General features: G+C 39.8%; 19 protein-coding genes. 16 read left to right on the top strand and 3 right to left on the bottom strand.

Annotation, left to right across the window (positions count from 1 at the left end; all coding sequences use genetic code 11):
- Nucleotides 1–196 precede the first annotated feature (196 nt).
- From RM553_RS05695 to RM553_RS05705, 3 genes are read right to left on the bottom strand one after another with little or no spacing between them, the layout of a single operon-like run.
- On the bottom strand, nucleotides 197–1120 hold the full coding sequence (locus RM553_RS05695; RefSeq protein WP_311533996.1) for a hypothetical protein: 924 nt from the start codon (nucleotides 1118–1120) through the stop codon (nucleotides 197–199).
- Nucleotides 1121–1132: 12 nt separating this feature from the next.
- Nucleotides 1133–2671, bottom strand: coding sequence for a SusD/RagB family nutrient-binding outer membrane lipoprotein (locus tag RM553_RS05700; RefSeq protein WP_311533997.1), 1539 nt, complete (start codon nucleotides 2669–2671; stop codon nucleotides 1133–1135).
- 13 nt (nucleotides 2672–2684) lie between these two features.
- On the bottom strand, nucleotides 2685–5810 hold the full coding sequence (locus RM553_RS05705; protein ID WP_311533998.1) for a SusC/RagA family TonB-linked outer membrane protein: 3126 nt from the start codon (nucleotides 5808–5810) through the stop codon (nucleotides 2685–2687).
- A gap of 427 nt (nucleotides 5811–6237) precedes the next feature.
- On the opposite strand from RM553_RS05705, the gene rpsL reads away from it, so the two are divergent.
- The 16 genes from rpsL to rplX all read left to right on the top strand — a co-directional run bounded on the left by rpsL (nucleotide 6238) and on the right by rplX (nucleotide 15233).
- Entirely contained in the window at nucleotides 6238–6612 is a 375-nt protein-coding gene (gene rpsL, locus RM553_RS05710; protein WP_010230128.1) for a 30S ribosomal protein S12, read from the top strand.
- A gap of 109 nt (nucleotides 6613–6721) precedes the next feature.
- Entirely contained in the window at nucleotides 6722–7198 is a 477-nt protein-coding gene (rpsG, locus tag RM553_RS05715) for a 30S ribosomal protein S7 (protein WP_311533999.1), read from the top strand.
- 9 nt (nucleotides 7199–7207) lie between these two features.
- On the top strand, nucleotides 7208–9319 hold the full coding sequence (fusA, locus tag RM553_RS05720; protein WP_311534000.1) for an elongation factor G: 2112 nt from the start codon (nucleotides 7208–7210) through the stop codon (nucleotides 9317–9319).
- 10 nt (nucleotides 9320–9329) lie between these two features.
- A complete protein-coding gene (gene rpsJ / locus RM553_RS05725; RefSeq protein ID WP_007094989.1) occupies nucleotides 9330–9635 on the top strand; it encodes a 30S ribosomal protein S10 in 306 nt (101 codons plus the stop codon).
- Between the two features lie 182 nt (nucleotides 9636–9817).
- A complete protein-coding gene (gene rplC / locus RM553_RS05730) occupies nucleotides 9818–10429 on the top strand; it encodes a 50S ribosomal protein L3 (protein ID WP_311534001.1) in 612 nt (203 codons plus the stop codon).
- On the top strand, nucleotides 10429–11058 hold the full coding sequence (gene rplD, locus RM553_RS05735; protein ID WP_311534002.1) for a 50S ribosomal protein L4: 630 nt from the start codon (nucleotides 10429–10431) through the stop codon (nucleotides 11056–11058). The genes rplC and rplD overlap by 1 nt, the downstream gene beginning before the upstream one ends.
- A 5-nt stretch (nucleotides 11059–11063) precedes the next feature.
- On the top strand, nucleotides 11064–11354 hold the full coding sequence (gene rplW, locus RM553_RS05740; protein WP_311534003.1) for a 50S ribosomal protein L23: 291 nt from the start codon (nucleotides 11064–11066) through the stop codon (nucleotides 11352–11354).
- A 9-nt stretch (nucleotides 11355–11363) separates the two neighbouring features.
- On the top strand, nucleotides 11364–12191 hold the full coding sequence (rplB, locus tag RM553_RS05745) for a 50S ribosomal protein L2 (protein WP_311534004.1): 828 nt from the start codon (nucleotides 11364–11366) through the stop codon (nucleotides 12189–12191).
- 6 nt (nucleotides 12192–12197) lie between these two features.
- Entirely contained in the window at nucleotides 12198–12476 is a 279-nt protein-coding gene (gene rpsS, locus RM553_RS05750) for a 30S ribosomal protein S19 (protein WP_311534005.1), read from the top strand.
- A gap of 8 nt (nucleotides 12477–12484) precedes the next feature.
- Nucleotides 12485–12892 (top strand): 50S ribosomal protein L22, encoded by a 408-nt coding sequence (gene rplV / locus RM553_RS05755; RefSeq protein WP_311498300.1) that lies wholly within the window; start codon nucleotides 12485–12487, stop codon nucleotides 12890–12892.
- Between the two features lie 7 nt (nucleotides 12893–12899).
- On the top strand, nucleotides 12900–13619 hold the full coding sequence (rpsC, locus tag RM553_RS05760; RefSeq protein WP_311534006.1) for a 30S ribosomal protein S3: 720 nt from the start codon (nucleotides 12900–12902) through the stop codon (nucleotides 13617–13619).
- Between the two features lie 19 nt (nucleotides 13620–13638).
- On the top strand, nucleotides 13639–14058 hold the full coding sequence (rplP, locus tag RM553_RS05765) for a 50S ribosomal protein L16 (RefSeq protein WP_311534007.1): 420 nt from the start codon (nucleotides 13639–13641) through the stop codon (nucleotides 14056–14058).
- 11 nt (nucleotides 14059–14069) lie between these two features.
- On the top strand, nucleotides 14070–14261 hold the full coding sequence (rpmC, locus tag RM553_RS05770) for a 50S ribosomal protein L29 (RefSeq protein WP_156283750.1): 192 nt from the start codon (nucleotides 14070–14072) through the stop codon (nucleotides 14259–14261).
- An 18-nt stretch (nucleotides 14262–14279) separates the two neighbouring features.
- Nucleotides 14280–14537: a 30S ribosomal protein S17 gene (gene rpsQ, locus RM553_RS05775; protein WP_037319236.1), complete on the top strand. Its 258-nt coding sequence runs from the start codon at nucleotides 14280–14282 to the stop codon at nucleotides 14535–14537.
- Nucleotides 14538–14540: 3 nt separating this feature from the next.
- The gene (gene rplN / locus RM553_RS05780; protein WP_081208845.1) at nucleotides 14541–14909 is read left to right on the top strand and encodes a 50S ribosomal protein L14; all 369 of its coding nucleotides are present in this window, start codon (nucleotides 14541–14543) and stop codon (nucleotides 14907–14909) included.
- A gap of 12 nt (nucleotides 14910–14921) precedes the next feature.
- On the top strand, nucleotides 14922–15233 hold the full coding sequence (gene rplX, locus RM553_RS05785) for a 50S ribosomal protein L24 (protein ID WP_311534008.1): 312 nt from the start codon (nucleotides 14922–14924) through the stop codon (nucleotides 15231–15233).
- Nucleotide 15234: the final 1 nt, after the last annotated feature.

Below are 15234 nucleotides of genomic sequence, written 5' to 3' on the forward strand. Positions count from 1 at the left end.
CAATTCTTCAATGGAAGGAGGAAAAAGCCAGTTTTGCTGTTGGTTATAGACCTTAAATTTATGGCTCATTTATCTGATTATCAGTACTTAAAAATAATAAAAAACCTCCAGATAATCAAAAGTTAAGAACTAATAAAATGAAAAAAGCTGCCTCAAATTAATGAGACAGCTTCTTGTTAAACAAAAAGAGTGTTAATTATTCTGTTTCCTCTTCTCCTTCGGTATCTGTATCAGTATCTGTTCCTTCTTCCTGAACTTTTTCAAAAACGGTTCTATAAGATCCGAAAGAGCCTGCATCTACAGTATAAGCAGAAGTGATATCTAAATTTCCTATGCAATTTCCAGGTGAAGCACTTGAGCTACCGCTACCTTCCCAGCGAAGTTCCCCATAGCTGTAGCCTATATTGTTGGTGTTCAATGCAGGCTGATAAGGTACTGTTAAATTACCCGTCTCAGGATCTACATCAACAACTACGTCATATTCTTCAGGATGTCCTGCAACATTTTGAAGAGTAATTTGATTCTCACCAGGACCAGCAACAACTTCAAAAGGTACAGGATCTCCTGTGTATATTCCAAATTGATCAGTGGTAGCTATGTAAGTTCCCTCATAATCTTCTATTTTGAAAGGGCATGCATAAGCAAGAAGAACAGACAACTCGTCATTCTTTCCATTTATAACAATATCGGCATCAGAAGATACTTCTGTAATAGAAATGTTTAAAACCGGGGTTTCTGCTAAAGGCGCCTGTAATCCATCAGTAAGAATAGTTATAGGTAAAGCTTTTGGCAGATCATCATCGGGAGAAATAGTCAAAGTTGTAGATTCTAATCTGTAATGCACTCCTTCAATAGCAGTTGAACTGGGATCAACACTTATTTCAACAGTTACAGGTTCTTCTATTTCATCGAATGTTGGCCCTATTATGTCAATAGGTATAGATCTTTGATATTCTTCTCCATTAGTCTCTGCACTGAGAGTTAAGCTCTCGTCGGTAAAACTAACAAGATTTGCTCCCTCGTCATATGCATCACTTATAGCGGTGTCATCTACTAAACAGGATGTCAAGGAAACACTTAACAAAACTGTAAATAGGAAATATTTATTTAGTCTTTTCATATCTGTATTTTTTTAATTTGCCCAAAATATCTTATCAGTAAAAGCGTTAGGTTGGGCGGGAACATTACTAGCGTTAATAGCCCTTTCAGAAGATGGATAATATAGCCTTACAGGCCTGTTATCTCCAGGAGCCAAAAGGGAGATAGGTAAATTCGACGGATAACCAGTTCTATTATATTCAATCCAAGCCTCAAATCCATTAATTCCATTTAATGCAATCCATTTTTGGGTAATAATAGCTTCAAGTTTGTCACTTGATGCGTCCCATCCTACGTTTTCTATGTTTTGAGAATAGTAATCTGCTGGATCTGCTTCTATAAGTTCAGGTTCTGTTGATGGATCATTATCAGTATCTACAAGATCCATTGTCTCCAAATAATCAAAAGATGCGGCTATGCCAGATTCATATAAAGTTTGCGCGTCATCATCTAAATAGCCTTTTAAGGCAGCCTCAGACTGAAGAAAATAGCTTTCTGCAGCAGTAAGAATAGGTGCATCCTGGTCTGGAGACTTTAATAAACCAGGTCCTATATTTGAAACAAATTCGGAAGTAAGTTCATCTGGATAAGCTTGAAGTCCTTGTGGGACTCCTTTATGGCCTGAATCAGGTTGCTCGTATATATAATTTATACGGGGATCATTGTTGCTGCTTAGCATATCCAGTACATAAGGCGTGGCAGTTGTGGCCTGATAGTTATTTTGGGTGTTTCCAGCAACTGTGAGTCCAAAACTTCTCCAGAAAGGGTTTTGTTTGCCTTCCTCATTTTGATAACCTGGATTTACACTTGCATTTTCAGTTATAAAACCAGAACCTTGGTTTACAATCTGGTTGATTTCTTCCTGAATGTAAGCCTGTTTATCACTTAAGCCAGATTCCCTGATAAGTATTCTCAACTTAACAGTGTTGGCCAGTCTTTTCCAGGCCTCCATATCACCCTGGTACATAACATCTGCTGCTCCTGGGTTCAAAACATTTTCTACATTATCTGCCTCGTCAATTAAATCAATGGCTTCTGTCAAGTCTACAATGAGGCTGTCATATACCGCCTGTGCATCATCGTATGCCGGAGTGGTATTAGAACCTCTTTGTAAAGCCTCTGTATAAGGGATATCCCCATAGGCATCTATCAGCATTTGAAAATGGTAAGACATCATTACTTTAGCGATAGCCTTATAGTTATTGTAAATAGCCCCTTCATAATTTAGAAGTTCCTGATAGTTTCTGAGAGGTTGATTATAAGTGTCATCCCATATCTGATCATAGAAATTAGCATTTACCAGGTACTGGAATTCATCATAATACCAGGAATAGCCATCAGCCTGGCTCCAGTTGTATACCATTAGGTTACCAAGTGTATTGGCATGCCGGGCGCCTGGACCATCATAAAAAATAAGGTTCGCGGAATAAGCCTGAGCTACCGGAAGTATAAGATCCGGGCTCACTGAAGTCGGATTATTTGGATCATCATTCATATCCAGATAATCGTCACTGCAAGAGGTGACGCTTAATGCGGCCACAAGCAGGATGAGATATATACTTATATTTTTCATTTTCTAAATTTTTTTAAAATTCGATATTAACATTAAATCCATAAGACCTTGTTGGCGGGGATTGTAAGTAGCCACTAACACCTTGAGTATTGCTATTAGCAAAAGAGTTATTGAATTCAGGATCTGAGAACCTGTTTTCTTCCGGTAACCAGGTTACCAGGTTTCTACCTACCAAACCTAAAGAGATCTTTGAAATTGCTGTGTTTTGAAATAAGGATTCCGGAACTCTGTAGTTTAATGCAACTTCTCTAAGTTTAAGTGCTGTTGCATCCCTTACGTAGTTTTCTTTAATTACGTTATACTGATCGGTCCAATAAGTTTGTAAGCCACCATTAACAGGGATATTGGTGTTTTCTACGTATTCTCCATTTTCATTCTCATATACCGTATTTGGAATTATAAAATCCTGGCGATTTGCAGATACACTTTCCTGTGAACGTCCTGTAAATTCCATAAAGTCAGCTAACTGAGAGTAGAACACATGGCCTGTACGGTAATCAAATGTTGCAGCTAAACTTAGGCCTTTGTATCGGAATGTATTAACCAATCCAACAGTGTAATCAGGAGTAGTTTTTCCAAAAGCTTTTTGTGCATCTGCCTGTTGTGGGTATCCGGTAGCAGGATCAATCACAATTCTTCCCTGTGGGTCTCTTTCATAAGCCAGAGCTTTCACCTGTGGGAATGCCATTCCTTCTATAGCATATATTCCATAACTTCCATAAGATGCAATTGATATTTCAGTAGCATCCGGGTTGTTAGGATCTATATCTACTACTGTAGTTTCAAAATGTGTGAAGTTGGCATCTACATTCCAGGAGAAGTCATTGCTCTGGAACAATCGAGCTCCTAAGGAAAATTCATATCCTTCATTTTTTAATTCTCCTAAGTTGGTCGCTAAAGTATAGCTACCGGCAGAAGGAGCTGTTGAAGTTCGAGTGATCAAATCTTCAATTTTTGTATTAAAATAAGAGGCATTCAAGGTGATCCTGTTGTTAAGGAATCCAAAATTCGCGCCAATCTCTAAACTGCTGACTTTCTCTTGTTTAATGTCAGGATCTACTGCAGTATTAGCAACGGTAAAACCGTTGATGTTACCATATGGAAAAGTTAAATCATCATAAGCAGATTGTCCCGGACCCGGTTGTATGAAGATCTCATTAGTTTGGTAAGGATCTAAGTCATTATAAACGATCGATCCATTTGCAGTAAGTTTTAAATAGTTGAGGGCCTCTCCTTTAATTGCAGGAATAGCATCAGTTGCAACAAAAGATAAACCTGCAGCTGGATAGAAATAACTATTAGCATTGTCTTCAAATGGGAGAGTAGAAGTCCAATCATTTCTACCAGATATATCAAGATACAAATAATCTCTAAAGCCAAAAGTGAAATCTCCATACACTCCGTAATATCGCTCGTTTTCTTCATTCACGCTACCTACGAGAGCTCCTGTTCCATTAGAGATATCATAAAATCCGGGAATACTCAAGTTGTTTGCTCTTACGGACTGAAAATTATACTTGCTTGTGAAGTTAGAGGCACCTAATATAGCCCTCAAACTAAAATCATCAGAAAGATCTAATTCACCGGTTAATAAAATGTCACTGGTATATTGTAGAGACCTGTATTGGCTTTCGGTAACGAATGATGAGACAGGATCAGGTCTGGTATATGCAGTAGTATAATCCTGTTCTGCTCTCCATTCGTGGCCTAACCCTGTAGTAGAGTTAACACCTAGCCGCCCTGTTAAATTCAACCACTCGTTGATATCCCAGGAAGCCTGCAAATTGGAAACCAATCTTTCTGTTTCATCATTATCCCGATTTGTATCTACTGCCCAATAAGGGTTCTGATAGTACCCATTGTAGTAACCGTTGGGTGAAGCATATAGATCGTTCTGCCAATCTCTATAGTTGCTCAAAGGGATATTGTTTGATGTGTTTAACACAAACCAGTAAAGTGGCCTTTCCTGCGAACCTATATCATCGCCAACTACACTTGTGTTATCACGGAAGTACGTAGAGTTAAGAGTTATCTCAAGATCACCTAGTTTTTTACTTGCATTTACCCTGAAAGTTTGTCTTTCATATTCATCTCCGGGAACAATACCTTGGGTGGTTTGGTCCCCAATGGAAGCATAGAAGCGGCTGGTTTCACCTCCACCTGATGCGTAAACAGTATTTTGTAAGGTTATGCCAGTGTCATAGAAATCTTTTAAATTATCTTCAACGGCAGAATAGGGAAGCTCCTGATAAGTGCCATCTTCAAAGGTAGGTCCTACCTGCCTTACAACGCCATCAAACCTTGGTCCCCAGTTCGTGTTTTCGATAGTCTCATAAGATCCTTGCCATCCGGTCCCATATTCATCCTGAAAATCAGGCATGTATGCAACCTCCTGGAATGTAGATGTTGAAGTTACACCTACAGTAAAACGGTCATTAAATACTCCACGTTTGGTGTTGATAATAATAGCGCCATTTGCTGCCTGAGAACCATACAGAGCAGCTGCGGTGGCGCCTTTAAGGATGTTCATATCCTGAATGTCATTCGGGTTCAAATCATTAAAAGCACCTGCGGTTGCTATAGCTCCGTCTATCACATATAATGGTGTGCTTGATTGGGAGATAGATCTGAAACCACGAAGGTTGATCTGCGTTTGTGGATTAACCCCATTATTCTGAATGTTTACAGCCATACCCGCTACCTTACCTACTAAACCTTCAGTTGCAGTGGTTGGCTGGGAAAGGTTAAGAATTTCATTGTCCACCTGTTCTGTTTGGTAGGCAATTTCTTTCTTTTCTCTTTCTATACCTAAAGCAGTTACCACAACTTCGTCTAATTGTGCGGCATCTGCCGAAAGAGTGACATCAATTTCATTGTTGGTGCCAACGGTATACTCTGCTGTTTCCATTCCTATAAAGGAAAAAACCAACACATCCCCCATAGAGGCTTCAATGGCATATTCGCCATCAAAATTTGTCTGTACTCCTGTTGAGGTACCCTGAATAATAACGTTAACCCCGGGTAGCGGTAGTCCGTCTTCATCAGTCACCGTCCCTCGTACGGTTTGTTGTTGTGCAAACGTAATTTGCACAACAAACGCCAGTAATAGCGTCAAAATACTACTAAACTTTGTTTTCATTTTTAAATTTATTTGAATTAGCCAACGCCAAAAGTGATAATAAATGGTTAATTAAACAAGCTTTTGTTTTCAAATTCTTTTCGCAGTATTAATAAAATGTTAAATAATGAGTACAGGAGCTTCGTTAATAGTATCTAAGAGAAAATTGCGTTTATGTTAATTTTTCGCCGCTGTTTAGCTTTAAGAGAAATAGTATAAAGAATATTCATTGTTTTGAAGTAATTGTTGTAGAAAGTTCAGGGTATTTTTAGTTTTAGTTGTTTTTTTTAATTTTTTTATTTTACTGAAGTATTTTTCTGTAAATAAATCCAGATTAGCCTCTTGAAAATTAATTATTTAAGATTTGAATTATTCAGTTTTATTTCTACCTTTGCAAACCCTTAAAAAAGGGAGGTAAAATTTAATCAATAATTAGGTAAGAGAAATTATGCCAACAATTTCACAATTAGTACGAAAAGGAAGAGCCAAAATAACCAAGAAGAGTAAATCGGCTGCTTTGGATTCGTGCCCTCAAAGGAGAGGTGTGTGTACAAGAGTGTATACTACCACTCCTAAGAAACCAAACTCGGCGATGAGAAAAGTTGCCAGGGTAAGGTTGACTAACGGAAAAGAGGTGAATGCTTACATTCCGGGAGAGGGTCACAATTTACAGGAGCACTCGATAGTATTGGTTAGAGGCGGAAGGGTGAAGGATTTGCCGGGAGTTAGATATCACATTGTTCGTGGTGCCCTGGACACAGCAGGTGTTGAAGGTAGGACGCAACGTAGGTCTAAGTACGGAGCAAAACGCCCTAAGAAGTAAAATTAGAAGTTAGAAGTTAGAAATTAGAAGTTAGACTTTTTGTTTTCCTTTTAATCGACAACAATTAACCTTTCTGCCGGTAGGCAGGCAATTAACTCAAAAAGAAGAAATGAGAAAAAGACAGGCTAAAAAAAGACCTCTTTTACCAGATCCAAAATTTAACGATCAGCTGGTAACGCGTTTCGTTAATATGATGATGTGGGATGGTAAAAAATCGGTTGCCTTCAAAATTTTCTACGACGCAATAGATGTTGTGGAACAAAAGAAACAGGACGACGAAAAAACTGGTTTGGAATTGTGGAAAGATGCTCTTTCTAATGTGATGCCTCACGTGGAAGTGAGAAGTAGGAGAGTTGGAGGTGCAACCTTCCAGATACCTATGCAAATCCGGCCAGATAGAAAAGTGTCAACTGCTATGAAGTGGTTGATTAGCTTTGCTCGCAAGAGAAATGAAAAATCCATGGCTCAAAAATTGGCTTCAGAAATTCTTGCTGCTGCCAAAGAAGAAGGTGCTGCGGTTAAAAAGCGGGTAGATACTCATAAGATGGCGGAAGCTAATAAAGCATTCTCTCACTTTAGATTCTAAAAAGACAACATGGCACAAAGAGATTTAAAATTTACTAGAAATATAGGGATTGCGGCGCATATTGATGCTGGTAAAACCACCACAACAGAGCGTATCCTTTATTATACAGGTATTAGTCATAAGATTGGTGAAGTGCACGATGGTGCAGCCACTATGGACTGGATGGAGCAGGAGCAGGAGCGTGGTATTACCATTACCTCTGCGGCTACCCATTGTACCTGGCCTTACAGGGATCAGGAATATACCGTAAATATAATTGATACTCCCGGGCACGTTGACTTTACCGTAGAGGTAGAGCGTTCGCTTCGTGTACTTGATGGAGTTGTTGCTTTGTTTTCGGCAGTAGACGGGGTTGAGCCTCAGTCTGAAACTGTTTGGAGACAGGCAGATAAATATCGTGTACCGCGTCTTGGTTTTGTGAACAAAATGGACCGTCAGGGTGCAGATTTCTTCAACGTTTGCCGTCAGGTAAGGGAAATGCTTGGAGGTAATCCTGTCCCTCTTCAGGTGCCAATTGGAGACGAAGCCGATTTTAAAGGTGTGGTTGATCTTATTTCCAAGAAAGCGATTATCTGGAATGATGAGGATATGGGGATGACCTATGATACCATCGATATTCCGGAAGAACTTCAGGCTGACGTTGATAAATATCGTGCAGAGCTTGTGGAAGCTGTTGCTGAATATGACGAGGCTTTGATGGAAAAATTCTTCGAGGATGAAAATTCTATTACCGAAGATGAAATTATCGCTGCGCTGAGAGCTGCTACCATAGATATGTCTATTATTCCAATGATGTGTGGTTCAGCATTTAAAAACAAAGGGGTGCAGGCTATGCTTGATGCAGTAATGCGTTATTTGCCTTCTCCTGTAGATGTTGAAGCTATTACAGGTACAAATCCTGATAGTGGTGATGAAGAAAGCCGTAAGCCAAATGTGGATTCTCCATTTTCTGCGCTTGCGTTTAAAATTGCTACCGATCCTTTCGTAGGTCGTTTGGCATTCTTCCGCGCATATTCAGGTACACTTGAAGCTGGTTCTTATGTGTTGAACGTTCGTTCCGGTAAGAAAGAGCGTATTTCAAGAATTTACCAGATGCACTCTAACAAACAGGAGCCTATTGACAAGATTGAAGCCGGGGATATTGGAGCTGCTGTAGGGTTTAAAGATATCAAGACAGGAGATACCTTAACCGATATGAACCATCCTATTGTTCTTGAGTCCATGACCTTCCCTGCGCCGGTAATCGGTATTGCGGTTGAGCCTAAAACAAAGGCTGATGTGGAAAAAATGGGAATGGCTCTTGGTAAACTGGCTGAAGAGGATCCTACATTTACCGTTAAGACAGACGAAAACTCTGGTCAGACGATTATTTCCGGTATGGGTGAGCTTCACCTGGAAATTATTATCGACCGTATGAAGCGTGAGTTTAAGGTTGAAGTAAATGTTGGTGAGCCTCAGGTAGAGTACAAAGAAACTGTTACCAGAAATGCCGATCATAGAGAAGTTTATAAGAAACAATCTGGTGGTAGAGGTAAGTTTGCTGATATCGTTTTTGAATTAGGGCCGGTAGATGAAGATTTTGAAGGAGAAGGGCTTCAGTTTGTAGATGAAATTAAAGGTGGTCGTATTCCTAAAGAATTCGTGCCTTCTGTTCAGAAAGGATTCCAGGAAGCTATGCGAAATGGTCCTCTAGCAGGATTTACCATGGATTCTTTAAAAGTTGTCCTTAAGGATGGATCTTTCCACCCTGTGGATTCCGATCAGCTTTCGTTTGAACTGGCTGCAAAAATGGGTTATAAAGCCGCTGCTAAAAAAGCAGGTGCTGTAATCCTTGAGCCAATCATGAAAGTAGAGGTGGTAACACCAGAAGAAAACATGGGTGATATCGTTGGTGACCTTAACAGGAGAAGAGGTCAGGTAAATAACATGTCCGACAGGTCTGGAGCTAAAGTAATTAAGGCTGAAGTGCCACTTTCTGAAATGTTTGGATATGTAACTACATTAAGAACTCTTTCTTCAGGTAGGGCAACATCAACTATGGAATTCTCTCACTATGCTGAAACTCCTTCAAATATTTCTGAAGAGGTGATGAAAGCAGCAAAAGGAGCAGCTAACGAATAATTTTAGGAAAATGAGTCAGAAAATCAGAATAAAACTTAAATCTTACGATCATAATCTGGTAGATAAGTCTGCTGAAAAAATAGTAAAAACCGTAAAAACTACGGGTGCTGTGGTTACCGGGCCAATTCCGCTGCCTACGCATAAAAAAATCTTTACTGTTTTGCGTTCTCCACACGTAAATAAGAAATCCAGGGAGCAGTTTCAGTTAAGCTCTTATAAAAGGCTTCTTGACATTTACAGTTCTTCATCTAAAACCATCGATGCTTTGATGAAGCTGGAATTACCGAGTGGGGTAGAAGTAGAGATCAAGGTTTAAGCCCCCTGGCCCCCGAAGAGGGAATAACGTTTTAAGTCCCCTTCCCTTTGGGAGTGGATTTAGGGGAGGGCTACATGTCCTGAGCTGCGAGCGAGGGAAAAACGGTGAAAAATACAATCAGGGCGATAGTATTTTTCTGCCCTGATTTTTTTTAAGTAAACAATTAATAATAAATAATAATTATGTCTGGGTTAATAGGAAAGAAAATTGGCATGACCAGCATTTTTGACGAGAACGGGAAAAACATCCCTTGTACCGTTATTGAAGCGGGTCCATGTGTAATTACCCAAGTCAGAACCAATGAGGTTGACGGGTACGAAGCGCTTCAACTTGGTTTCGATGACGCAAAGACTGCAAATAAAGCTGCTACAGGGCACGCGAAAAAAGCAGGAGTCGCTCCAATGCGTAAAGTTGTCGAATTCCAGGGATTTGAAGGAGATTTTAAATTAGGTGACTCTGTAACTGTAGAGCATTTTAGAGAAGGTGAATTTGTGGATATCGCAGGTACATCTAAAGGAAAAGGCTTTCAGGGAGTTGTAAAGAGACACGGTTTTGGTGGTGTGGGTCAGTCTACCCACGGTCAGCATAACCGTTTAAGAGCTCCTGGTTCTATTGGTGCTGCATCTTATCCTGCGAGAGTTTTCAAAGGAATGAAGATGGCCGGAAGAATGGGTGGAGAAAAAGTAAAAGTTGAAAACCTGAGAGTTTTAAAAGTGGTTGCAGACAAAAATCTTTTAGTTGTTAAAGGATGTGTGCCTGGTCACAAAAACTCATACGTAATCATTAGCAAGTAATGGAAGTAGCAGTTTTAGATATTAAAGGAAAAGAAACAGGGAGAAAGGCAAACCTTTCTGACGCTGTTTTTGCTATAGAGCCAAATGACCATGCTGTTTATCTTGATGTTAAGCAGTATCTGGCCAATCAGCGCCAGGGAACACACGCTGCCAAAGAGCGTGCAGAGATTTCTGGTAGTACCCGCAAGATTAAAAAACAAAAGGGTACCGGTACAGCGCGTGCAGGTAGCATTAAGTCTCCTGTTTTTAGAGGAGGAGGCCGCGTTTTTGGACCAAGGCCCAGAAATTACGGATTTAAACTGAATAAAAACCTCAAACGTTTGGCGAGAAAATCTGCTTTATCAATTAAAGCAAATGACAATGCTATTATCGTTGTGGAAGACTTTCAGTTTGATGCTCCAAAAACCAAAAATTTCAAGGAAATCTTGAAAGCCCTTGGCATTCAGAGTAAAAAATCCCTGATAGTGTTGGGTGAATCAAATAAAAACGTATATTTGTCATCACGAAATTTGGAGACCTCCGAGGTTGTAAATAGCTCAGAATTAAGCACTTACAAAATTTTAAATGCGGGTAATATTGTGTTTTTAGAGGGTTCTCTGGAAGGAATTGAGTCGAATTTAAGTAAATAAGCGATATGAGTATCTTAATAAAACCTATTATTACAGAAAAGGCTACGGCCGATAGTGAGTTGAACAACTGCTATTCTTTTGTAGTAAATAATAAGGCGAATAAGATTGAAATTAAAGACGCGGTTGAGTCTGCTTATGGCGTTTCAGTTACTAAAGTTCGCACAATTAATGTCCGCCCGGATCGTAAAACCAGGTACACAAAATCTGGTATGATCACTGGTAAAACTTCAGCTTATAAAAAAGCTATGGTACAGGTGGCGGAAGGTGAAACTATTGATTTATACAGTAATCTTTAAGATTAAAAAATGTCAGTTAGAAAATTAAAACCAATCACACCTGGACAGCGTTTTAGAGTAGTTAATGGGTTTGACGCCATTACTGCTGATAAGCCGGAGAAAAGCCTTTTGGCTCCGATCAAAAAGTCGGGTGGTAGAAACAGTCAGGGAAAAATGACCATGCGCTATAAAGGTGGTGGTCATAAAAGACGTTACAGAATTATAGACTTTAAACGTGACAAGCAGGGTATTCCTGCAACTGTGGCGAGTATAGAATATGATCCAAATAGAACGGCCTTTATTGCATTGTTGAATTATCAGGATGGAGAGAAAAGGTATATTATTGCTCAAAACGGACTTGAGGTAGGTCAAAATGTTGTTTCCAGTAACGAAGCTGCGGCTCCGGAAATTGGTAATGCAATGCCTTTGGCAAATATTCCTCTTGGTACTGTTATCTCTTGTATAGAGCTTAGAGCTGGCCAGGGAGCAGTTATGGCTCGTAGTGCCGGTGCTTTCGCTCAACTTTTGGCAAGAGAGGGTAAGTATGCTACCATTAAACTTCCTTCAGGGGAGATTAGAAGAATACTTTCTACGTGTATGGCTACAATCGGTGCTGTTTCCAACAGTGATCACCAGTTACAGATCTCTGGTAAAGCCGGTAGAAAACGCTGGTTGGGTATAAGACCAAGAACAAGACCTGTTGTTATGAACCCTGTAGATCACCCAATGGGTGGTGGTGAAGGTAGGGCCTCAGGAGGTCACCCACGTTCTAGAAAAGGTTTACCTGCTAAAGGTTTCAAAACCCGGTCTAAGACAAAAGCGAGTAATAAATATATTGTAGAACGTAGAAAGAAATAATAAGATATGGCACGTTCATTAAAAAAAGGACCTTACGTTCACTATAAATTAGATAAGAAAGTTTCAGAAAACGTTGAATCTGGAAAGAAAGCGGTTATCAAAACATGGTCACGCGCTTCCATGATTACTCCAGATTTCGTTGGGCAAACTATCGCGGTTCATAATGGGAAACAATTTGTTCCTGTTTATGTAACTGAGAACATGGTAGGTCATAAACTAGGAGAATTTTCACCAACACGTTCCTTTAGAGGTCACGCTGGTGCAAAAAATAAAGGTAAAAGATAATTGAAGCTATGGGAGTTCGTAAAAGAGAAAGAGCAGAGCAAATAAAAGAAGCCAAGAAACAGGTAGCTTTTGCAAAGTTAAATAACTGCCCTACTTCGCCAAGAAAGATGCGCTTAGTTGCGGATCTGGTTCGTGGAGAGAAAGTAGAAAAAGCGCTTCAGATATTAAAATTCAGTCAAAAAGAAGCCTCAGGTCGTGTAGAGAAGCTTTTGCTTTCGGCAATTGCTAACTGGCAGGCGAAGAATGAAGATGCAAATCTTGAGGAAGCTGAATTATTTGTGAAAGAGATTCGTGTAGACGGAGGGAGTATGTTAAAGAGACTTCGTCCTGCTCCACAGGGTCGTGCACACAGAATTAGAAAAAGATCCAATCACGTAACATTGGTGCTTGGAGCAAATAACAATACACAAAGCTAAGAAGAGTATGGGACAGAAAACAAATCCAATCGGGAATCGCCTTGGGATTATCAGAGGATGGGAATCCAACTGGTACGGAGGAAATGACTACGGCGATAAATTAGCCGAAGACGATAAGATTAGAAAGTATATCCATGCTCGCCTCTCGAAAGCGAGTGTATCCAGGGTGATTATTGAGCGTACCCTTAAGCTTGTAACCGTTACTATCACCACTGCCCGTCCTGGTATCATTATTGGGAAAGGTGGCCAGGAGGTAGACAAGCTGAAAGAAGAGCTTAAGAAGATTACCGATAAAGAGGTTCAAATTAACATCTTTGAAATTAAAAGGCCAGAGCTTGATGCGCATTTAGTGGCATCCAGTGTTGCAAGACAAATTGAGAATCGTATCTCTTACCGTCGTGCGATAAAAATGGCTATTGCGGCTGCAATGAGGATGAATGCTGAAGGGATCAAAATTGAGATTTCCGGACGTTTGAACGGAGCTGAAATGGCACGTTCAGAATCTTACAAAGATGGAAGAATTCCTTTGTCGACTTTTAGGGCCGATATTGATTATGCTTTAATTGAAGCGCACACTACTTATGGTAGATTGGGTGTTAAAGTATGGATCATGAAAGGCGAAGTGTACGGAAAAAGAGAACTTTCCCCGCTTGTTGGTCTTGCTAAGAAACAAGGAGGAAAAGGAGGATCCGGACGAGGTGGTAATAAATCACGTCGTAGAAAGTAATTTTTTAAAGTAAAGAAAAATGTTACAACCTAAAAGAACAAAATATCGTAAGCAACAAAAGGGCCGCATGAAAGGAAATGCCGGAAGAGGGCATAGACTTTCAAATGGAACATTCGGTATCAAGTCTCTTGATTCCAGTTTCATTACATCACGCCAAATAGAAGCTGCACGTATTGCTGCTACCCGCTATATGAAAAGGGAAGGGTCAATCTGGATAAAAATCTTTCCAGATAAGCCAATTACAAAGAAACCTCTTGAAGTACGTATGGGTAAAGGTAAAGGTGCCGTGGAATACTGGGCAGCTGTTGTGAAACCGGGAAGAATTATGTTTGAAATTGGCGGTGTGCCAATGGATGTTGCAAAAGAGGCATTGCGTCTTGCAGCTCAAAAACTTCCGGTTAGGACTAAATTTGTTGTAGCTAGAGATTATCAAGCTTAATATATATAATTATGAAACAATCAGAAGTAAAAGAACTGTCTGTGGCAGAATTACAGGAAGAGCTTGGAAAATCTAGAAAAGCATATTCAGATTTAAAAATGGCTCACGCAGTTTCGCCATTAGAGAACCCAATACAGCTTAGAACTGTACGAAGAGATATAGCGAGGCTTGCTACAGAGTTAACTAAAAGAGAACAACAATAATTGTTATTCTGCTGAAAGATGGAAAAAAGAAATTTAAGAAAAGAGCGTATAGGTGTAGTTACCAGTAATAAAATGCAGAAATCTATCGTGGTTTCTGAGGTTAAGAAAGTAAAACACCCTATGTACGGAAAGTTCGTTTTAAAAACTAAGAAGTACGTAGCACACGACGAGACAAACGACTGCAACGAAGGAGATACTGTAAGGATCATGGAAACAAGACCTTTAAGTAAATCTAAATGTTGGAGATTAGTAGAAATAATTGAAAGAGCGAAGTAAACCATGGTACAACAAGAGTCCAGACTAAAAGTAGCAGATAATACCGGAGCTAAAGAAGTTTTAGCTATACGTGTATTAGGAGGTACAAAGAAAAGATATGCTTCTGTTGGAGACAAGATAGTTGTCAGCGTTAAAGAAGCTACACCTAACGGAAATATTAAGAAGGGTGCGGTTTCTACAGCAGTTGTTGTGCGTACCAGGAAAGAAGTGCGCAGGCCAGACGGTTCTTATATCCGTTTTGATGATAATGCCTGTGTTCTTTTAAACCCAACCGGTGAGATGCGCGGTACACGTGTATTTGGACCGGTGGCGAGAGAACTTCGTGATAAGCAATTCATGAAAATTGTATCATTGGCACCAGAAGTGCTTTAATACATTAAGAAAATGACAAAGCTTAAGATAAAATCAGGAGATACTGTTCGCGTTATTGCCGGAGAGCATAAAGGGCAGGAAGGTAAAGTGCAGAAAGTACTCCTTGAAAAAAATAAAGCTATTGTGGAAGGTGTAAATGAGATCTCTAAACATGAGAAACCAAGCGCAGCCAATCCACAGGGCGGTATTAAAAAGAAAGAAGCTCCTATTCATGTTTCCAACCTGGCATTTATCGATAAAAACGGTGAGACTACAAGGGTAGGTTACAGAATGGAGGATGGAAAAAAAGTAAGATTTTCCAAAAAATCTAATGAAGTAATATAGT

It is taken from the genome of Autumnicola tepida (assembly GCF_031846485.1).
Taxonomy (GTDB): domain Bacteria; phylum Bacteroidota; class Bacteroidia; order Flavobacteriales; family Flavobacteriaceae; genus Autumnicola; species Autumnicola tepida.